The sequence below is a fragment of the Streptomyces sp. NBC_01176 genome, from assembly GCF_045039825.1.
Lineage (GTDB): Bacteria > Actinomycetota > Actinomycetes > Streptomycetales > Streptomycetaceae > Streptomyces.
Genome location: NZ_CP108600.1, coordinates 5,117,347 through 5,136,774, shown reverse-complemented (window position 1 = coordinate 5,136,774; position 19,428 = coordinate 5,117,347). Strand labels below are relative to the sequence as shown.

The window sequence follows — 19,428 nt, the reverse complement described above, 5'->3', positions numbered from 1 at the left end:
TCACTCGGCGTCCCGGGCACCTCCGGACGGGGCACCTTCGGACGGGGCGCCTTCGGACGGAGCACCTCCGGACGGAGCACCTCCGGACGGGGCACCTTCGGACGGGGGCGTGATCCCGAAGAGACGCGCGCCGTTCTCGTAGCAGACCGCCCTCAGCCAGTCGTCCCCCAGGCCGAGCCGTTCCAGGGCGTGGAGTTGATGGGCGTAGGGATACGGGATGTTCGGGAAGTCGGTCCCGAGCAGGATGCGGTCGCCGAGGGCCGCGAGCCGGGCCGACGCCTCCCGCGGGAACGGCGCGAGCCGCTCGCTGAAGTCCGTGAACGCCATCGTCGTGTCGAACCGCACCTCCGCGTACCGCTCGCCGAGGCCGAGGAACTCCTCGTACTCGGGCATCCCCAGGTGCGCGACGATCAGCCGCAGCCCGGGATGCCGGGCGAGGAGGCGGCCGGCCGGCTCGGGCCCGGTGTACTTGCCGGGCGTGGGTCCGGACCCGCAGTGCATCACGACCGGGATCCCGGCCTCGGCGAGCAGCCCCCAGCTGGAGTCGAGAAGCCGGTCGGCCGGGTCGTACGCGCCCACCTGGACGTGTGCCTTGAAGACGCGGGCGCCCTGCTCCACCGCCTCCCGCACATACGTCTCGACGTCCGGCTCGGGGAAGAGGGTGGCGGTGTGGAGGCAGTCGGGCGTGCGGCGGGCGAAGTCGACGGCCCAGGAGTTGAGCCACCGCGCCATGCCGGGCTTGTGCGGATAGAGCATCGCGGTGAAGGCCCGTACGCCGAACTCCCGGATCAACGCCAGCCGTTCGTCCTCGTCGCCGCGGTAGGTGATGGGCCATTCGATGCCGCCGGTCAGCGGGCCGAGGCCGTCGAAGTAGTCCCACACCTTGCGCAGGACCCGGTCGGGCATGAAGTGGGTGTGGACGTCGACGAGCCCGGGGAGCCCGAGCCGCTCCCAGAACCGCCGTACGTCCTCCGTGTCAGCCGTGCGCACGAGCCGACCCCCCGCCGCGCCGGAACGTGTGGCTGCGCTCGACCTTGGCGACGTGCAGGGTGTACGCCTCGTACCAGTGCTCGCGCCCGTGCCGCTGGGCGGCGAGGTGCTCCAGGTCGGTGCGCCACCGCTCGATGGCCGCCGGGTCACGGAAGTACGCGACGGTGATCCCGAGACCGCCGGGCGTCCGCGCGGAGTCCTCCCCGAGGAATCCGGGAATCCCCCTCACGAGCTCGCCCATGCGCTCGGCGGTCTCGGCGTAGCCCTGGTCCCCCTCGGTTCTCACGGAGGTGAAGACGACCGCGTAGTAAGGCGGTTCGGGGGCGGCGACGGGTGCGTCGGGCAGGACGGTCGGGACGTCGCCGGGCACATGACCTTGGACGTCGACAGGTGTCCGGGGTTGATCGCTCATGTCGCCCACGATGGTCGTCGGTGTCACCGCCGGTCCACCCCCTTTCCGAAAGGGTCGCCAAAGGGATCCAACTCTTGACCTCACGCTCCCCGGCCGACCGGGCACACCCTCAGAACAGCCCGTCCTGCACCACGGTGTCCTCCGCCTCGCGGAACTCCCGTACGGGAACGGTGAATCCGCTCGCTCCCGTGGTCAGTTCCCACCCGGTCATGAGCCGGGTGTCGAGTACGACCACACCCCTCCCGGTCGCCAGGTGCAGATCGGGACCCGCGGCGGCGACCAGCTCTCCGCTCACCGCGCCGCCGCCGGTCAGCTCGCTCACCGCGCCCACGGCGGCCGGGACTCCGTCGAGCCCGAACACCCCGACGTGGTCGACGGCCCGGAACGGCGCCCGCTGCAGGGAGTCGGGCCAGCCGTCGAGCGCCGCCACGCGCGCGTGCAGCTCCCGGATCTCCGCCAGCCGCTCGGCCGCGTCCGGCAGCGCCGACCGCATCCTTCGCTTGTCGGCGTACCGAATCCGGTCCGGCACCCCGAGCGCGGCCCGCAGCAACTCCTCGGTGCGCCGCGCGGCCATCAACGGTCCCTCGCCCAGCCAGCTGAAACAGAGGGCTCCCTGCTCCAGCAGCCGCGCCGACCCGCGTGCCGAGCCGGTGATCCCGACCTTCACCATCCCGGGTCCGAACCAGGCGAGGTACACGCGGTAGGGACGCGGGTCGTCGGCCATCGTGTCGGCGGCCACGGAGTGCGCCCGGTCCAGCCGCGCGCACTCCTCGCACCGCGCTCCCGTGCTCCGCCCCGACACGGCCGCCCGCACGGGGCACGCGGTGCCCCGCGCTCCCACGCACGTCCGGCCGCCGCCGTCCACCACGGCGAAGGCGACACGCTTCCCCGGGGACAGCGCGCTCTCCCGCCCGCCACCCCACACCAGCACGGGACCGCCCGCCGACCACCGCAGACCCGAACATCTCCACGTCTGTGCCATCACTCACGAGCGTAGGCGCTGCCACTGACACGCGCCCGGCCCGCCCGCGGGGAGCCCGTCCTCTCGCCAGTCCCCCGAACGCCTCTCCGTGCGCTCATCGCTCCCGCGGAGTCATCACCGGCGGCCTCTCACTCCCGGCCCCCGCTCCCATCCGCCCGGCGATCCGGTCCAACGACTCGGCCACCCGTCCCAGGGCGACCGCCACCGCGTCCTGGCTCCGGGCGATCATCTGCCGGCTCCGGCTGATCACCTCCTGGCCCCGTGCGAGCGCGTCCTGGCTCCGGGACACCGCGCGCCGGCCAGGGCCTGACCGCCGCGGCAGCCGGTTCGTCTCCACCACCGCCCGTGCACGCCGGGCCGCCATCCGATCGCCCCCGGCCGACAGCACGTCGCGCCCGGCCGACAGCTCGTCGCGCGCCGCCGCCCGCGCCGCGAGTTCCTCGTCCACCACGATGTTCCGCTCCTCGAACCGTACGAGGGCATCGGCGACCTGCTGCGGGACGACGTAGGCGACGCTCCCGTCGGAGGCGGGTTGCACGGGAGCCGGTTCGAGGGCGTAGCAGCCGTCGCGCTGGATGGTCACGACGGTCTCGGCCACCCAGGCCTTGAAGGGCTCGCACGCGGGCTTGGCACACCCGTCGACGAGCCTGACGAGCCCCTGCAGATTCACCATCTTCATCGACTTCTTGAGCCTGCGACCCGCGATCCTGCCCAAGCCGTCCGCTCCGTGGACGCCTCGCGCGAGATCCTCCAGACTCTGCCGGCACTCTGCCGCGACATGCCGGAGAAGGGCTTGGCGGGTGTTCGTGTACCCGAGAACCCTGGCCACGTCGGACGCCGCGAACCAGTGCTCTCCGTCCGGCAACGTCACCCTCCGTACCCGCGACCCGGTCGCCGCGGACACGAAGTCGTCGATGTCGATCGCGTCCTGCTCGTACATCGAGCATCACCTCCACGCCGGAAATTAGGCGAGGAGGCAGGCAACTCCCCTGGACATCAACGACGTTCACCCGATAGGCGACAGAAGGATCGATTCGTCGCAACCACCCCCACCCGGAGGGGCCGCCGGCCCGACAACGCGGACCGCGGATTCCGACCCGGATCCGGCACGACCACCGCCAGGCCGCGGCCGCGGAAGCTGTCGGGTGTAACGCGGAGGCACCCCCACAGCGTGTAAGAGGTGACGTTCGACCACGAAAGGACACACGGTGAGGGAAGCACCCGCGGACTACCTGGAGTTCGCAGTCGCCCGCAGCGGGCCTCTGTTCCGGACCGCCTGTCTGCTCACAGGTGACTGGCACCTCGCCGAGGACCTGGTTCAGGAAACCCTCGCCAAGATGTACCGCTCCTGGCGGCGGATCAGCCGTGCGGAATCCCCGGTGGCCTACGCCGACACCGTGCTGGTGCGGACCTTTCTCTCCCAGCGCCGCCGCCGCAGCTCCACCGAGCGCCCCAGCGACCGGCTTCCGGACGCGGCCGGCCCGGGGCAGGACGCGGAGCTGCGGATAGCCCTGCTGGACGGCTTGGCCCGGATGACGGCCAAGGACCGTGCAGTGTTGGTGCTGCGCTACTGGGAGGACCGCTCGGTGGAGGAGACCTCACAGGTGCTGCATCTGTCGCCGGGAGCCGTTCGGGTCCGGACCATGCGGGCCCTGCAACGTCTGCGCGCCCAGCTCGGCAGTCAGTTGGCGGATCTGGCCGCATGACGAGCACGGCCAGGCGGCACCTCGCGCCGCAGGTCCCGACCAACGCCCCAGACGAACGGAGATCCACCATGCCACTCGACGACGACCTCGAGGTACGGCTGCGCGCCATGAGGAGCGACACCGACGAGTTCCCGCCCCACTCCGCCGACCTGGTACAGCGCTCGATCGCCCGAGGCCGGCGGATGCGGCTGATCCGCGCCACCCGAGTCGCTGCCGTCACGGCCGCCTTCGCGCTGATCACCGCGGGCAGCACCCTGATGGCCACGGACGCCTTCGGTATCCGGGGCGGCGACGGCAAGCCCGATCGGCTGCGGGCCGGCGCCTCGACGCGCTCCACCGAGCGGCCACCCTCCCATGAGCCGTCGTCCATCAGCGGGCAGGAGATGACCCATACGCTGGAGAGCCTGTTGCCACCGGGCGGCACCGTCTCCGCCGCCTCGGGCAGGGGTTCCCGGTCGGATGGTCCGGTCGTCTGGCCGACCGCCCAGCTCACCTACTCCACCGAGCACGGGTCCTCCGGCATCGACATCACCATCGCCCGGCTGGAGTCCGGCACCCCCGCCGACCAGCAGCAGGGCCAGGCCGGGTGCCTTCCGGTGGAGGTGCGCCCGTACGACAAGTGCACCACCGAGAAGCTCCCCGGCGGTGCGGTGCTCAACACCACCAGGTCATTCACCTACCCCAACAGCGCCACAGGGCAGAAGCGCTGGTACGTGGTGCTCACCAGCCCTGACGGGGTCCAGCTGACAGTGCAGCAGTTCAGCGGCGGCGGCGAGAAGGGCTCGTCCAGCGGAGCCGACCCGCTGCTGTCGATCGCCCAGCTGACCTCCGTCGTGCGCAGCCCGGTGTGGGAACGGGCCATCGCCGCGGTGCCGGCCCCGCGAGGAGCCCCCTTCCCCTCCACCGGTGCCTCCACCGGTGCCTCCACCGGTGCCTCCACCGGCAAAAAACGCGTTCCCGGCGCACGTATGACCCGGGTGCTGAAGTCACATCTGCCGCAGGGCGGGACCGTCTCCGGCCTCGACTCCGGCGACGGGATGGCCCAGCTGATCTACGACGACGGCCACGGGAAGAACATGGTGGAGGCCGACGCGCAGTACGACAGGACCGCCCTCCTGGCCGGGCACATGGGCTGCGCCGATGTCCCCGGTGAGTGCGAAGCCACGACGCTGGCCGACGGCACCCAGGTCAAGAAGGTCAGGGGACCCTCGGAGAAGGGCGGCTCGGCCGTGGTGTGGCTGGTCGACACCCTGCGCCCGGACGGCCGCCGGGTGGTGGCGCGGGAGGTCAACTCGTACGCCGAGGCGGGGCCGGTGACGCGCCCCCAGCCCGCGCTGAGCATGGACGAACTGCTGAGCCTGGTGCTCGACAAGCAGTTCTTCACGGACTGAGCACCGGTACGGGCGTGGCGGCGCACCGGAGTGGCCGGTACGGCAGGGCCGGCCTTTCACCTGTGCGCACTCGGCAGGATTCGCGGCCCGGTAAGCATCGGGCGCAGGTCCCCGAAGCCCGCCACGATGGTGCCGGGGGTGAGGAAGCCAGGGAAGTAATGCTCCGTGCGGGCCACAATCTCATCGGAGGCGTCGTAGGCCGTGGAAACCAACCAGTTCAACAGCGCCGCGCGGATGGTGACGTTGCGATAGGGCCGGCGGGTCATGGCCGCCGGGTGGGTGAGGATGCCGGCGACATACGGGGCGACGGGGGCGGTGGCCTCGTAGATGGTGTTCTGGTGGCCGACCGGCTCACCCAGCTCCGACAGAGCGGAGACCTGAACCGTGGGATCGGGCTCCAACAGCCGTGCCAGAACCCCGGGAAGGTCCTCACCGCTCCCGAAAGCCGTCTGGAGCGAATCCCCATCCGTCTCCGCCAGGACTACCTGGTAGGGCGGCAAGTCAGGCTCGTGGTCCGCCCCGGCGTGGGGAAGGCTGTGGTTCACAGCCCCAACCTAGACCGGACTTCCGACGATTCCCTTCCGGGGCGGAATATCCTCCCCAACCCGCCAATTTCCCTAGCTCCCCTCCATCCCGGTGCCGGCCGATCCCCCGCCGGAGGCATCGTCTTTGACCGCGGGCGCCCTATGCGGTGATCGACTCATGGACGCCGGCCCTACTCAACCGGTCGGGGGCGGCGGCTGGGTTGCGGTCCTTCACTGCTGTACGCCTGCCTCTGGACTCGGCTCCGCGTGCGAGCAGGCTTACGCGCCTCGGATGGACAGAGCGTTGAAACGGGCCCCGTGCGTGGGTCGCCGCTGCGACCAGGGATGTGCCGGGGCCCGTTTCTGCTGTACGTCGATCAGGTGGGAGGCGTGCGGGGTGGGTCAGAAGCAGCCGGGTCCGGTGACGGGGCTGAAGCAGGCGTTGCGGCCGGGGCCGCCGTCGTTGGTGTTGGTGCCGGGGCCGCCGAAGAGCGCGTCGTTGCCGGGACCACCGAAGAGGGCGTCGTTGCCGTTCCCGCCGTTCAGGGTGTCGTTGCCGTTGCCGCCCTCGATGCGGTCGTTGCCGTCGCCGCCGGTGAGGGAGTCGTTGCCGTCGCCGCCGCAGATGATGTCGTTGCCGCCGCGGCCGTCGACCACGTCGTTGCCGCCGAGGCCGAAGATCACGTCATCGCCGGGAGTGCCGATCAGGACGTTGTTGCCGTTGGTGCCGGTGATGGTGGGCGTGGCGGTCGCGCAGGTGGGGGGGACCGGCTCGTAGGTGATGGTCACCTGGGCCGGCCCCGCGGCGGGAGCGGAGGTACCACCCGTGGGGACACGGTTCGACGCACCACCGCCACCACCGGGACCGAAAGCTGGAGGAAAAGAAAGACGGTTGCAGCCTCCGCCGCCGCCTCCGCCGAACCAGCCGCCCCCGCCTCCGCCCGCCCCGAAGCCGCCTCCGCCGGTGCCGCCCGCACCGCCCGTGCCCGGAGTGCCGGATGTACCACCGGAACCGGGGCATACGGCTCCGCCTGCGCCGCCGGCTGTCTGGGTTCCGCCGCCTCCGCCCTGGCCGCTGTTCGTTCTGCTGCCGCCGGCACCCCCGGTGATTCCGGCGTCTCCGCCGGTGGCCTCCGGGTTGAGGTAAGTGGGGGGGAAGCCGCTTCCTCCGCCGCCTCCGCCGCCCGCGACGATGAGGCGGGGGTCGGTGCCGGGGACGCCGGTCAGGACACAGCTGACGTTGGCCGAGCTGCAGGTGCGGACGTCGCTGGAACCGCCGCCGGCACCGCCCGTAGACCCCCCTCCGCCGCCGGCGCCCCCGCCCGTGCCGACGTTGACATAGAGGATGGTGGTGCTCGGCGGCACGGTGACGGTGCCGGTGACGGTGGCGCCGTTGCCGCCTGCGCCGCCGCCGGGGCCGTTCTGGCCCGCGGCGCCGGTGGCGGTGACGGTCAGTTGGGTGACGCCGGCCGGGACGGTGAAGGGCTGGTCGGCGCCCGCGTTGAAGGTGACCGTCACGGGCACCGCCGCAGCAGCGGGCGTGGCCGTGGGCACCACCAGTGCCGCCGGCAGCGCCACCGTGGCGAGCAGGACCGCAGCACGCCTCGCCGGGCGCCACCGCTCACCCGCGGCTCCCGCGCCACGTCGAGGGAAAACGGCATGTTGCAGGGTCGGTCTCACGATGGGGACTCCTCGACAAAGAGCGCGGCACTCGGCACGTGCCACGGACGTCGGTGGGTGTTCAGGCCCCTGCCGGGACCGCCCGACGATCAAGCCACACCCGCCCCCTGCGGCCGTACAGACACACCGTCATACCGCCCGCGTTCCACCGACCAGACGCTGCCGGTCCCCTCTTGTCGCCTGCTACGACCTTGCGCTGCCGGGATGCCGACGTGCGGCGCGTGAGGGCTACGGAGCGCATGGACGACGCGCTCAACCTCGAAGCTCACCAGAGTGACAGGCCGCGTCACGGACCCCCGGAGCCTGATCTTGTAGCCGGACGCCTTGATGAAGTCGTCGGCTCGGCCGATGTAGGCGATGTGCGCGTTGATGTCACTCGCTGATGTCAAAGGCCCCGTCCGGAGAACCGGCGGGGCCTTTGATCTGTGTGCACTCGGCAGGATTCGAACCTGCAACCTTCTGATCCGTAGTCAGATGCTCTATCCGTTAAGCTACGAGTGCTTGTTCTGTTGTGGAACCGGTGTCCCGCTTCCGGGCTTTTGACCCGCTCGCGGCGACAGGAAGAACATTACATGACTGCCGCCGCCATGTGAAATCCATTAGCCACACCCCTTGTGAGCTGGGCAAACGTGCTTCCGTGGGGCGTAACGCCGAAGCCCCGGTCCAGAGGGACCGGGGCTTCGGATCTTGCTGCGGAGGCGGAGGGATTTGAACCCTCGATGGGCTTTAAGGCCCAAACCGCATTAGCAGTGCGGCGCCATAGACCGGACTAGGCGACGCCTCCAGCACTACCGCCCGCGCGAGCGCGGTTGGTGCGTTGCAGATGATGACACAGCCGGGTGGGCTGTCACCAATCGGCTCCTACGGTACTAGGCAGGCGGGCCGCAGAGCAAAGCCCCCCAGGCCCTCGGGGCGTCGCGCAACCGCGTGGGGCGCGGGGCGTTAGTCAGGTCATGTCGCGTCCTTCCGTCACCATCCCCCGGCCCCCTCTCTTCCGCCGGCCCCCTCTCTTCTCCCGGCTCCCTCTCCCCTCCCGGCTTCCCCTCTCCCCACGGCTCGCGTTCGTCACCGCGGCCACCGCCGTGTCCGTCTCCGCCGGGCTGTCCGCCGTGCCCGCCGCCGCACACGCGGACGCCGCGCCGGGAGAAGGCCGGCACATGGAGGCCACGCGCCCGCAAACACCCCGCACGGGACTCGCCCCCGCCGTCCTGATGCCCCCGCCGGTCCGCGCGGACGACTCCGCGGACCGGCTGACCGTCACCGTCAGCCACCTGACAGGCACCGGCGACAGAACGTACGAACTGCGGTGTCATCCGGCCGGCGGCAGCCACCCCGCCCCGGAACAGGCGTGCGAGACGCTCGACCGGCATACGACCTGGGGGAAGGACCCCTTCGCCCCCGTCGCACCCGGCACGATCTGCACGATGGTCTTCGGGGGACCGGCCACCGCCCACGTGACCGGGACCTGGGCCGGCCGGCCCGTCGACGCCCGGTTCGACCGCGCCGACGGATGCCAGATCGCCCGCTGGGACGCCCTGGTCCCGCTGCTGCCGGACACCGGCGCGTAGGGGCGCGGTGCCGCTGCCGGACACCGGCGTGCGGGGGCGCGGATCGCCACTGCCGGACCGCACCGGAGCCCGGCGGAGGGCACAGCCGGATCATGGTTCGGGGGAGGGCGAAATGCACCGTCACAGGTTCCACGTCTCATCTGCGTCGGTTCTGCGTGCGACCTCCCTCTCATCCGGCACCGCGAGCGGAACCTCTGCCCGTAGACTCCCTCGCGTGACACGCTGCGGGCAGGTTGGCAAGATGGCCCTCGCGGTCGGCAAGGTGCGGTAACAGGGAGGAAGCGTCTCGTGAGCAGCAGGCCATCCCGAGGCGCTGCTCGCCTCGCAGCCATACTGGACGCGCTGCCCGACGCGTTGGTGCTGGTCAACGCCAATGGGACCGTCGTCAACGCCAACACCATCGCCCTGGAGGCCTTCGAGGCCCCGGGCACCGCTCTGGTGGGACGGGGCCTGCTCGATCTGCTTCCGCAGTTCGACTCGCGGCTGATCCCCGGGTCCATGCGCAGGCCCGACACCATCGACGAGCGCGGGCGGACGAAGCCCACCCGGATGGTCGCGCGGCGGACCGACGGGAGCGAGTTCCCGGTCGAGGTGACCAGCGCGAACCTGGAGGACGGCCAGCAGGCCTACGACAGTCACGGCTACACCGCCGACGAACTGCTGATGCTCGTCGTACGCGATCTGTCGGGCACCGTCGACACCGAGGCCGAACTCGCGCGTTCACAGCGCCAGACCGAGATGATCCTGCGGGCCGCGGCCGAGGGCGTCGTCGGGACGGACACCGAGGGGCGGGTCGTTCTGGTCAACCCGGCGGCCGCCCAGATACTCGGATACCGGGCCAGCGACCTCGGCGGGCAGGACCTGCACTCCCTCATCCTGCACTCGCGCGCCGACGGTGAGGCCTTCGCGTACGAGGAGTCCCCGCTCGCCGACACCCTGCGCTCCGGGCGCAAGCACCGGGTGCGCGGGCAGGTGCTGTGGTCCAAGTCCGGGGCCAAGGTCCCGGTCGACCTCACGACCGCTCCGGTCCGGGACGGGGACCAGCTCGTCGGCGCCGTGATGACCTTCACCGACCGCCGGCCGTACGACACCCTCGTCGAGGAGAAGGACACCGAGGCCACCCGGCACGCCGAGGAGCTCGCGCGGATCGGTGAGGAGCACGCCGGGGAACTCGACGCGCTGCGCGAACAGCACGCGGCCGAACTGGCCGAGGTGCGCGAGCGCCACGAGGAGGAACTCGCCGCGGGCGACGAACGGTACGCGGCGCTCGGCGAGCGCGAGAAGGACCGCTACGAGGCACTGGCCGCCCGGCACGACCAGTTGCTCGCCGTGCTCGGGCAGTCCCTGCGCGGGCCCCTCGACCAGCTGCGCGGCGAACTGTCGAAGCTCGCCGCCGACGACGCCGGTCAGCTGTGGCCCGAGGCCAACCAGGTCCTGCACCACCTCGCCGCCGGCTACTCGCGGATCACGACGCTGGTCGACAACGTGCTCGGCTACCAGCGGCTCGACTCCGGCGCCGAACAGATCGTCCGAACGAACGTCATGCTCGACGCGGTCGTCGCGGCCGGTGTCGACGGCGCCGTCGAACTGATCGGGCCCGGGCGCGTGCAGTTCGCCGTGCACGCTCCGCCCATCGAGGCCCAGGTCGACGCCGGGCTGCTGGCGAGGGCCCTCGCGCATCTCGTCGCGGACGTCGCGGGCGTCGACGCGACCGGCAACACGCCGGTGTCCGCGGGCGGCTACATGGACAACACCGTCGTGGTCGCGGCGGCGCAGCGCGGCGAGGTCGTACGGATCGAGGTGCGCGGGCCGTACGCCGGGGGAGACCCGGTGCACGAGCCGATCGTGCGCGGGATCGTGCGCGCGCACGGCGGCGTGCTGCAGACGCACGAGGTGCCCGGCATGAGCGGCAGCGCGTTCGTGCTGGAGGTGCCGATCGGCACCGGCGCGGGGGCGGTCGTGCCCCCCGTCACGGCCATGCCGCAGATCGAGGCCCCGGTCTCCACCGGCGCCGAGGTCGCGCTGCCCGAGCAGGCCTCGCACCAGGGCGGTGGCAGGCGGCGGGCCCGGCGGTCCTCCGTGGACGCCTTCCTGGAGAGCGAGGTCGCCGCCGCGGAGCCGGTGGCGCCCGACAGCGGCGCGGTCGCTCCCACCGGACGGCGCCGCCGGCGCGCGGCCGGCGAACAGGACGCCGTCGAGGTGTCCGTGCCCGCGCAGGGGTCGGGCGTCGAGCTCTCCGGTGACGACGGTTCCGGTGGTACCGGCCGCCGGCGCGGGCGGCCGAGTGCCGTCGAGGACACGGGTGACGGCGGGACCGAGGCCGTCTCCGAGGGCGCGGTCGTCATGGCGGGCGAGCACGGGGCGGGGACCGCTGCCGTGGGTACGGGGCTGGGCGGGACGGTGCCTCCGCAGGGAGTGCCCGGGCCGTCCGGGTCGTCCGGGCGGCGTGCCCGGCGCGACGGCGAACAGCACGCGCTGCCGCCCGCGCTGCCCGTGACCGCCGGCGCCCCGAACACTCCGGGCGCGCAGGTCGCCACGAGTGCACCCGGCGCATCGGGTGACCAGGGGCTCCGCGAGGCCGGCGGGACTGCCGAGGGTTCCGGTCCGCAGGCCGGCGGGCGGCGCCGGCGCGCGCTGGCCGCTGCGGCCGAACGCGCCGCGGCCGCCCAGGAGACCGGCGCCCGACCCGTGTTCGCGCTCCCGCCCGCGGACGCGGACCGTTCACCCGAGTACATCCAGGCCCAGCAGGCGCAGCAGGCCCAACTCGCCCAGCAGCGGCTCCTGGAGCAGAGCGGCGACGCCCTCGGCGCCGGGCACGCCCACGGCGGCGAAGGCCGCCACGACGTGATGTCCGCCGGCTCGGCCGACGAGCACACCCCGCCCCAGCCGCACCCCGTTTCCGCGCCGTCGGGTCGGCGCCGTGCGCAGCAGGCACCGGCTCCGGCCCAGCCGGGCACGGTCCCGCCGGGCACGGTCCCGCCGGGCGCGATCCCGTCGGGCGCGATCCCGTCGGGCGCGATCCCGTCGCCCCAGGTCCAGTCGGCGCCGGTCCAGCAGGGTGCCGTCCCGCCCGGTGGCGGCCGGCCCGGACCGGCGGGGGCACCCGCGCAGGGCGGCGTCCCGGCGCAGGCGCCCCCCATGCCGGGCCTCCCCGGACAGGCCCGCCCCGCGCAGGCCGGCCCCGCCGCGGCCATGGCGCCCCAGGCCTGGCCGGCCCCGAACACCGGGGACACCTCCGGTGCCGGGACCCCCACCCCGCCGCAGCCGGGCGCCCCCGCGGCCCCCGTGCCTCCCGGGGCCGCCGCCCAGCCGCAGCTCCGGCCGGAGAGTCCCGCCCAGGGCACCCCTCTGCCACCCGAACTGCCCGCGCAGCCCCAGCCCCAGGCCCCGCCGCGACCCCAGCCGCAGGCGCAGGCACGGATCGCCCAGCCACTGCCCGCCGAGGCCGCCGCGCCCGTCGACCCCAACTCGACGCAGGGCCGGGCGATCAGCGTGCGGACGCTCGGGCAGGGCGTCCCGTTCGCCCGCCAGGCCGCCGCGAACGGATCGCAGGCACCGGCGCAGGCGCAGTCCGCCACGCCTCCCCCGCACCAGACGAACGGCTCCGGCCGCCGCCGCAAGCTCGGTACGCCTCCGGAGCCCGTCGTCGAGCGCCCGGAGGCCGCGGCCCGTGCGCACCCGACGGCCGGTCAGGCCCCCGGGGCCCGGCTGCCCGGCGCCACCGACGGCGCGGGACGTTCGTACGCCATAGGAGCCCCGGACAAGAACGCCGACGAGGGCCCCGAACCGCTGGACGGTCCCGGCGGCGCGGTCGAGGTCGCCGACCAGCCGCACCCGCGGCCGGTGGACGACGAGCTGCCCCCCGAGCCGCTGGACAACCCGCGCCGGCTGCTCGTGTGGCCCGCTCCGGACGTGACGACCCAGCAGGCGCTGAGCGACCGCGGGTACCGGCCCGTCATCGTGCACTCGCGCGAGGAGGTCGACGCGCAGATCGCCGCGTTCCCGGCCGCGCTCTTCGTCGACCCGCTGACCGGTCCGATCACCCGCACGGCACTCCAGTCGCTGCGCCAGGCCGCCGTCGCCGCCGAGGTGCCGGTGCTGGTGACGGCGGGGCTCGGGCAGGCGACGCGCGAGGCGGCGTACGGCGCCGATCCCGCCGTGCTCCTGAAGGCGCTGGCGCCCCGGGACTCCGAGCAGCACCCGCCGCGCGTCCTGCTCATCGAGGAGCACGCGGAGATCGCGCTGGCGCTGACCTCGACCCTGGAGCGGCGCGGCATGCAGGTCGCGCGGGCGTCCACGGACGAGGACGCGGTGACGCTGGCCTCGCAACTGCGGCCGAACCTGGTCGTGATGGATCTGATGCAGGTACGGCGCCGGCGTGCCGGAATCGTCGACTGGCTGCGGGCGAACGGACAGTTGAACCGCACCCCGCTCGTCGTCTACACCGCCGCCGTCGACCAGGCCGAACTGCCGCGGCTCGCCGCGGGGGAGACGGTGCTGTTCCTCGCCGAGCGTTCGACCAGCGCCGAGGTGCAGGACCGGATCGTCGACCTGCTGGCACGGATCGGCACCAACTGACCCGCGCGCCAGGCCTGGTCGCGCGCGCCGGGCTCGGGCGTCCGTAGAGGGCCTCCGTACGCGTACGGAGGCCCTGCGCGGGTACGGCGCCCCGGCGTCCGTGCGGAGCCGACCTGCGCGTACGCCGGGCGGGGAGCCGTGGAGTCACCCGCCCGGCGAGGGGGGGGGGTCAGAGCCTGGTCACGTCCAGCGCACCCTCGGCGTACTGCCTGCGCAGCACCTTCTTGTCGAACTTGCCGACGCTCGTCTTGGGGACCGCCCCGATGATCGTCCAGCGCTCGGGGAGCTGCCACTTGGCGATCCTGGCCTCGGTGGCGAGGAACGCGCGCAGCGTCGCGAAGTCGGCGGTGGAGCCCTCCTTGAGGACGACGGTGGCGAGGGGGCGCTCGCCCCACCTGTCGTCGGGGACGGCGACGACGGCGGCCTCGGCGACGTCCGGGTGGGACATCAGCGCGTTCTCCAGGTCGACCGAGGAGATCCACTCGCCGCCCGACTTGATGACGTCCTTGGCGCGGTCGGTGAGGGTCAGGAAGCCGTCCTGGCTGATGGTGCCGACGTCACCGGTCTTGAGCCAGCCGTCCTCGCTGAACTTGTCGGCGGGCCGGAGGGGTTCGGTGCCCTGGCCGCCGTAGTACGCGCCGGCGATCCACGGACCGCGCACCTCCAGCTCGCCCGCGGACTCGCCGTCCCAGGGGAGCCGTTCACCGCCGGGGCCGGTGAGACGGGCCTCGACACCGGCCGGGAAACGGCCCTGGGTGAGGCGGTAGGCGAACTCCTCCGCGGTGCCCACGACACTGGCCGGCGGCCGGGCGATGGTGCCCAGCGGGGACGTCTCCGTCATGCCCCAGGCGTGGCAGACCCGCATCCCCAGCTTGTCGAAGGCCTCCATGAGCGAGGGCGGACAGGCCGAGCCGCCGATCGTGACCTGGGTGAGGGAGGAGACGTCCCGGGGCCTGGCGTGCAGTTCGCCGAGCAGTCCCTGCCAGATGGTGGGGACGGCCGCGGCGTGCGTCGGCCGCTCGGCCTCGATCATCTCGGCGAGCGGCGCGGGCTGGAGGAAACGATCCGGCATGAGGAGGTTCACGCCGGACATGAACGTGGCGTGCGGCAGCCCCCAGGCGTTGACGTGGAACTGCGGGACCACGACGAGCGAGGTGTCCTGGTCGGTGAGGCCCATCGACTGGGCCATGTTGACCTGCATCGAGTGCAGGTAGATCGAGCGGTGGGAGTAGACGACGCCCTTGGGGTCGCCGGTCGTGCCGGAGGTGTAGCACATGGCCGCGGCGGCGCGTTCGTCCAGCTCGGGCCAGTCGTACGCGGCCGGCTTCCCCGCGATGAGCTCCTCGTACTCGTGCACCCGCACGCTCGCTCCGGCGAGCAGCGCACGGTCGCCGGGACCCGACACGACGACGTGCTCCACCGTCGGCAGATGGGGGAGCAGGGGTGCGAGCAGGGGCAGCAGGGAACCGTTGGCGATGATCACGCGGTCGGCGGCGTGTCCGACGATGAACACCAACTGCTCGGCGGGGAGGCGGAGGTTGAGGGTGTGCAGGACCGCGCCCATGGAGGGGATCGCGAAGTACGCCTCGACGTGCTCGGCGTTGTTCCACATGAGGGTCGCGACCCGGTCGTCGTCCGCGACGCCGAGGTCCTCGCGCAGCGCGTGCGCCAGCTGGGCCGCACGGACGCCGATCTCGGCGTAGGAACGGCGCTGCGGCTCTCCCTCACCCGTCCAGGTGATCACCTGTGATGTGCCGTGGATGGCCGACCCGTGGGTCAGGATCCTCGAGATCAGCAGCGGTACGTCCTGCATCGTGCTCAGCACGGCGTCCTCCCGGGGGCGACATTGCCTACGCGGTGTTAAGGGTTGCGCTGATTCTGCGCACATACCGCGCGGTATGTCACTAGTTCCGGGTGATCGATCAGCTCACAGGGGTCGAACGGCCACGGAGGGGATCACCGAACACCGGTCCGGTGTCAGCGCACGGGCTCCAGCTCGGGATCCTCACGCAGCTTGCCCAGCGCCCGTGACACGGCCGACTTCACCGTCCCGACGGAGACGCCGAGCACCTCCGCCGTCTGCGCCTCGCTCAGGTCCTCGTAGTACCGCAGGACGACCATGGCCCGCTGCCGCGCCGGCAGCTTCATGATCGCGCGCCACATCGCGTCACGCAGCGCCTGCTGCTCGGCGGGGTCCCCGGCCGGCACCCCCTCGGGCTCCGGCAGCTCGTCGCACACGAACTCGTCGACCTTGCGCTTGCGCCACTGCGACGTCCGGGTGTTCAGCAGCGCCCGCCGCACGTAACCGTCGAGCGCCCGGTGGTCCTCGATCCGCTCCCACGCGACATACGTCTTGGTCAGCGCGGTCTGCAGCAGGTCCTCCGCGTCGCTCGCGTTGGGGGTCAGCGACCGGGCGGTGCGCAGCAGCACCGGCTGACGCGCCTTCATGTACGACGCGAACGACGGGTAGGACGGATACGACGGGTACGGGAAGGTCCGCGTCGCGACGTTCGCACCGCTGGTGCAGACGGGTGTGGTCATGGCTCCACGCTAGGAGTGACCCCTACTCCTTCGGATCGGCCGCAGGTCCCGAAGCGATGTCCCCCTCAGGTTGTAGGAGGGGGGCCCGCTCCACCTCCTGAGGGTGGAGGAGCGGCGCCCACACCCTGAGGGTCCACCCCTGAGAGACCCGTACGGCGGTGCTACGGCGGCGGTACGGCGGCTGCCACGGGGGCCTCCGGAGTGTCCTCACGAGACCCCGGGCGCCTGTTCTCCCCCGTCCGTCCCCAGGATCAGCCCCGAGGTGGGGACCCCGGTACCCGCGGTGACCAGGGTGCGGCGGGCACCGCGTACCTGGTTCACGGACGTGCCGCGCAGCTGCCGGACCGCTTCCGCCACCCCGTTCATCCCGTGCAGGTACGCCTCCCCGAGCTGCCCCCCGTGGGTGTTCAGCGGCAGGCTCTCCGCGGCCACGAAGTCCGTGGCCTCCCCCGGTCCGCAGAACCCGAACTCCTCCAGCTGCATCAGCACGAACGGCGTGAAGTGGTCGTACAGAATCGCCACGTCGATGTCCGCGGGGGTCAGCCCCGAGCTCCGCCACAGCTGCCGCGCCACCACTCCCATCTCCGGCAGCCCGGTCAGATCGTCCCGGTAGAAGCTCGTCATCTGCTCCTGTGCCCGGCCGGCGCCCTGGGCGGCCGCCGTGATCACCGCGGGAGGGCGCGGCAGGTCCCGGGCCCGCTCCACCGAGGTGACCACCAGCGCCTGACCACCGTCCGTCTCCTGGCAGCAGTCCAGCAGTCTCAGCGGCTCCACGATCCACCGCGAGGCGGCGTGCTCGGCGAGGGTGATCGGTCTGTCGTGGAAGTACGCCGCCGGGTTCGTCGCCGCGTACTTCCGGTCCACCACCGCGACCGGGCCGAAGGCCTCGGGCGTCAGCCCGTACGTGTGCAGATAGCGCTGGGCGGCCATGGCCACCCAGGAGGCGGGGGTGAGCAGCCCGAACGGGAGGGCCCAGCCGAGCGCCACCCCCTCGGCCGACGGCTCCCGCTGCCGCACCCCGGCGCCGAACCTCCGTCCCGACCGTTCGTTGAACGCCCGGTAGCAGACCACCACCTCGGCCACGCCCGCCGCCACCGCAAGCGCCGCCTGCTGGACGGTCGCACAGGCCGCGCCGCCCCCGTAGTGGACGCGCGAGAAGAAGGACAGCTCGCCGATCCCGGCCGCCTGGGCGACGGTGATCTCCGGGCTGGTGTCCATCGTGAACGTCACCATCCCGTCCACGTCCCCCGGCGTCAGGCCCGCGTCGTCGAGCGCCGCCCGCACCGCTTCCACGGCGAGCCGCAGCTCACTGCGCCCGGAGTCCTTGGAGAACTCGGTGGCCCCGATCCCGACGATCGCGGCCCGTCCGCCGAGGCGGTCCCTCGCCCGCACGCTCATGCCGCTCCCCCGGCCGGGAGGGTGACCGTCACCGTCGCGGTCACGTGTCTGCCGATGCCGTTCGCCCCGACGACCCGGACCGTCGCCGTGGTGCCCGAGACCTCCTCGACCGTGCCGGTCAACACCATCGTGTCGCCCGGGTAGTTGGGCGCTCCGAGCCGTATGGCGACCTTGCGCAGGACGGCGTGCGGCCCGAAGTGGTCCGTGATGTACCTGCCGACCAGGCCGTTGGTGGTCAGGATGTTCATGAAGATGTCGGGGGACCCCTTCCGCCGTGCCAGCTCCGGGTCGTGGTGGACGTCCTGGTAGTCCCGCGAGGCGATGGCGCCGGCCACGATCAGCGTGCGCGTGACCTCGATCTCCAGCGGCGGCAGCTCGTCACCGGGCCTGGCCGTCAACAGTTCGTCACCGGGCTTCGTCATCGGCGGACCGCCGGCGCGCTCCGTCCTCGGCGCATCCTTGTCGGCCGTCATGCCCCTCCCTCCTCGCGCACGAGCAACTCTCCCAGCTCCTGCAGCACTTCGTCGCCACAGCCCAGGTAGGCGTCCAGCTGCCGGCCCCACAGGAAGTGCCGGTGCACGGGGTGCTCCAGATCCGCCCCGGTCCCGCCGTGCAGATGCTGGCCCGTGTGCACGACCCGTCGCCCCGCCTCGGACGCCCACCAGGCGGCCGTCAGGGCGTGCGTCGCATAGGGCAGCCCCTCGTCACGCCGCCAGGCCGCCTCGTACGCCGTCACCCGGATCGCCTCGGTGTCCATGTAGGCGTCGGCCGCCCTGAGTTGCACCGCCTGGTTGGTGGCGAGCGGGCGCCCGAACTGCTCGCGGGTGCCGGTGTGCTCCACCGCGCGTGCCAGCGAACCCGCGCACACTCCGGCCTGCAACCCGGCGAAGGCGGTCCGGGCGGTGGCGAGCACGTCCGCGTGGACATCCCCGGCGTCCCCGGCCGCGAAGGCGTCGGGCGCAGCCACGGAGGCGGCGGGCACGGGGACGTCGGACACGGGGACGTGGGACACGGCCGCGGAGGCGTCGTCGTCCCGCCCGCGCGCGGCTTCTCCATCCGTCCCTCCGCCCCTCTCGCCGCCCGCCGCTCCGCCCAGCCGCTCGCCCGGCGTGCCGTCGAGGGTGAGCCGCCCCGCCGACCAGGGCGCCGTCAGCTCGACCGGCTCGCACCGCGCGTCGGCGGTCCGCACCAGCCACAGCCGACGCCGGTCGTCGGCGACGAGCACATGCGTGGCGTCCCGCAGCCACGGCACCGACGGGGCGACACCGCTCAACCGCCCCGAAGCCGTGGCGCGGACCGGTGACGGCGGGGAAACCGCGCCGCACACCACCACCGTCCCGTCCGCGATCCCGGGCAGCAGCCGCTCCCGCTGCTCCGGCGTACCGTGTGCCGCCACCGCCAGCAGGCCGTACACACAGCTCGCCGCGAACGGCACCTGGGCGGTGGTCCGCCCCTGTTCCTCCAGCAGGAGCACCAGACCGAGGAGCCCGGTCTCCGCCACGGCGGCCATCAGCCCGGCCGCGCACAGCGTCTTCCACAGCTCGGCGTCACTGCCGGTCCCGGCGGCGGACAGCCGCTCGTGCGTGGCGAGGTCCGCGAAGATCCGGGCGGCCAGATCGCGAGCCGCCGCCTGCTCCTCCGTGGGCGTGAAGTCCATG

Annotated in this window: 15 protein-coding genes and 2 tRNA genes; 4 read left to right on the top strand and 13 right to left on the bottom strand. The window is 72.8% G+C overall.

The window, feature by feature from the left end; all coding sequences use genetic code 11:
- The 4 genes from OG199_RS22130 to OG199_RS22115 form a co-directional block, all read right to left on the bottom strand.
- Entirely contained in the window at positions 1-990 is a 990-nt protein-coding gene (locus OG199_RS22130; RefSeq protein WP_405830924.1) for an amidohydrolase family protein, read from the bottom strand.
- A complete protein-coding gene (locus OG199_RS22125; RefSeq protein WP_401807531.1) occupies positions 977-1,402 on the bottom strand; it encodes an antibiotic biosynthesis monooxygenase family protein in 426 nt (141 codons plus the stop codon). Before OG199_RS22125 ends, OG199_RS22130 begins: the two co-directional genes overlap by 14 nt.
- Positions 1,403-1,511: 109 nt before the next feature.
- Positions 1,512-2,384, bottom strand: a complete 873-nt coding sequence (locus tag OG199_RS22120) for a DUF2797 domain-containing protein (protein ID WP_405830922.1) — start codon at positions 2,382-2,384, stop codon at positions 1,512-1,514.
- 94 nt (positions 2,385-2,478) lie between these two features.
- Positions 2,479-3,324 (bottom strand): Bro-N domain-containing protein, encoded by an 846-nt coding sequence (locus OG199_RS22115; RefSeq protein ID WP_405830920.1) that lies wholly within the window; start codon positions 3,322-3,324, stop codon positions 2,479-2,481.
- Positions 3,325-3,592: 268 nt separating this feature from the next.
- Here OG199_RS22115 and OG199_RS22110 point away from each other — a divergent pair, with 268 nt between their 5' ends.
- The gene (locus tag OG199_RS22110; RefSeq protein WP_356809589.1) at positions 3,593-4,090 is read left to right on the top strand and encodes a SigE family RNA polymerase sigma factor; all 498 of its coding nucleotides are present in this window, start codon (positions 3,593-3,595) and stop codon (positions 4,088-4,090) included.
- Between the two features lie 68 nt (positions 4,091-4,158).
- Positions 4,159-5,481 carry a hypothetical protein gene (locus OG199_RS22105; protein ID WP_405830918.1) on the top strand — a complete coding sequence of 441 codons (1,323 nt, stop codon included), beginning with the start codon at positions 4,159-4,161 and terminating at the stop codon, positions 5,479-5,481.
- A gap of 56 nt (positions 5,482-5,537) precedes the next feature.
- Here OG199_RS22105 and OG199_RS22100 read toward each other — a convergent pair whose 3' ends face one another.
- From OG199_RS22100 to OG199_RS22085, 4 genes are all read right to left on the bottom strand, one after another.
- Positions 5,538-6,026: a hypothetical protein gene (locus tag OG199_RS22100; protein ID WP_405830916.1), complete on the bottom strand. Its 489-nt coding sequence runs from the start codon at positions 6,024-6,026 to the stop codon at positions 5,538-5,540.
- Positions 6,027-6,407: 381 nt separating this feature from the next.
- Positions 6,408-7,685 carry a calcium-binding protein gene (locus OG199_RS22095; protein WP_405830914.1) on the bottom strand — a complete coding sequence of 426 codons (1,278 nt, stop codon included), beginning with the start codon at positions 7,683-7,685 and terminating at the stop codon, positions 6,408-6,410.
- 428 nt (positions 7,686-8,113) lie between these two features.
- A tRNA-Arg gene (locus OG199_RS22090) sits at positions 8,114-8,186 on the bottom strand.
- A gap of 192 nt (positions 8,187-8,378) precedes the next feature.
- Positions 8,379-8,469: transfer RNA gene (locus OG199_RS22085), tRNA-Ser, on the bottom strand.
- A 169-nt stretch (positions 8,470-8,638) separates the two neighbouring features.
- Here OG199_RS22085 and OG199_RS22080 point away from each other — a divergent pair.
- A complete protein-coding gene (locus OG199_RS22080; RefSeq protein WP_405830912.1) occupies positions 8,639-9,253 on the top strand; it encodes an SSI family serine proteinase inhibitor in 615 nt (204 codons plus the stop codon).
- A 288-nt stretch (positions 9,254-9,541) separates the two neighbouring features.
- A complete protein-coding gene (locus OG199_RS22075; protein WP_405830910.1) occupies positions 9,542-13,831 on the top strand; it encodes a PAS domain-containing protein in 4,290 nt (1,429 codons plus the stop codon).
- Positions 13,832-14,000: 169 nt separating this feature from the next.
- Here the strand turns inward: OG199_RS22075 and OG199_RS22070 are convergent, their stop codons facing one another.
- From OG199_RS22070 to OG199_RS22050, 5 genes are all read right to left on the bottom strand, one after another.
- A complete protein-coding gene (locus tag OG199_RS22070) occupies positions 14,001-15,644 on the bottom strand; it encodes a long-chain fatty acid--CoA ligase (protein ID WP_401807670.1) in 1,644 nt (547 codons plus the stop codon).
- Between the two features lie 164 nt (positions 15,645-15,808).
- Positions 15,809-16,372, bottom strand: a complete 564-nt coding sequence (locus tag OG199_RS22065) for a SigE family RNA polymerase sigma factor (RefSeq protein ID WP_356809104.1) — start codon at positions 16,370-16,372, stop codon at positions 15,809-15,811.
- 207 nt (positions 16,373-16,579) lie between these two features.
- Positions 16,580-17,770, bottom strand: a complete 1,191-nt coding sequence (locus OG199_RS22060) for a lipid-transfer protein (protein ID WP_405830909.1) — start codon at positions 17,768-17,770, stop codon at positions 16,580-16,582.
- Complete coding sequence (locus OG199_RS22055; protein ID WP_405834635.1) at positions 17,767-18,192, bottom strand: MaoC family dehydratase; 426 nt, start codon at positions 18,190-18,192, stop codon at positions 17,767-17,769. The genes OG199_RS22060 and OG199_RS22055 overlap by 4 nt, the downstream gene beginning before the upstream one ends.
- 47 nt (positions 18,193-18,239) lie before the next feature.
- Positions 18,240-19,427 carry an acyl-CoA dehydrogenase family protein gene (locus OG199_RS22050; protein ID WP_405830907.1) on the bottom strand — a complete coding sequence of 396 codons (1,188 nt, stop codon included), beginning with the start codon at positions 19,425-19,427 and terminating at the stop codon, positions 18,240-18,242.
- Between the last annotated feature and the right edge of the window lies 1 nt (position 19,428).

Excerpts from the sequence above, each read along its gene's own strand:
- OG199_RS22115 (WP_405830920.1), bottom strand. The coding sequence starts at position 3,324 with ATGTACGAGCAGGACGCGATCGACATCGACGACTTCGTGTCCGCGGCG.
- OG199_RS22125 (WP_401807531.1), bottom strand. The coding sequence starts at position 1,402 with ATGAGCGATCAACCCCGGACACCTGTCGACGTCCAAGGTCATGTGCCC.
- OG199_RS22050 (WP_405830907.1), bottom strand. The coding sequence starts at position 19,427 with ATGGACTTCACGCCCACGGAGGAGCAGGCGGCGGCTCGCGATCTGGCC.
- OG199_RS22105 (WP_405830918.1), top strand. The coding sequence starts at position 4,159 with ATGCCACTCGACGACGACCTCGAGGTACGGCTGCGCGCCATGAGGAGC.
- OG199_RS22065 (WP_356809104.1), bottom strand. The coding sequence starts at position 16,372 with ATGACCACACCCGTCTGCACCAGCGGTGCGAACGTCGCGACGCGGACC.
- OG199_RS22055 (WP_405834635.1), bottom strand. The coding sequence starts at position 18,192 with ATGACGAAGCCCGGTGACGAACTGTTGACGGCCAGGCCCGGTGACGAG.
- OG199_RS22080 (WP_405830912.1), top strand. The coding sequence starts at position 8,639 with ATGTCGCGTCCTTCCGTCACCATCCCCCGGCCCCCTCTCTTCCGCCGG.
- OG199_RS22070 (WP_401807670.1), bottom strand. The coding sequence starts at position 15,644 with ATGCAGGACGTACCGCTGCTGATCTCGAGGATCCTGACCCACGGGTCG.
- OG199_RS22060 (WP_405830909.1), bottom strand. The coding sequence starts at position 17,770 with ATGAGCGTGCGGGCGAGGGACCGCCTCGGCGGACGGGCCGCGATCGTC.
- OG199_RS22120 (WP_405830922.1), bottom strand. The coding sequence starts at position 2,384 with ATGGCACAGACGTGGAGATGTTCGGGTCTGCGGTGGTCGGCGGGCGGT.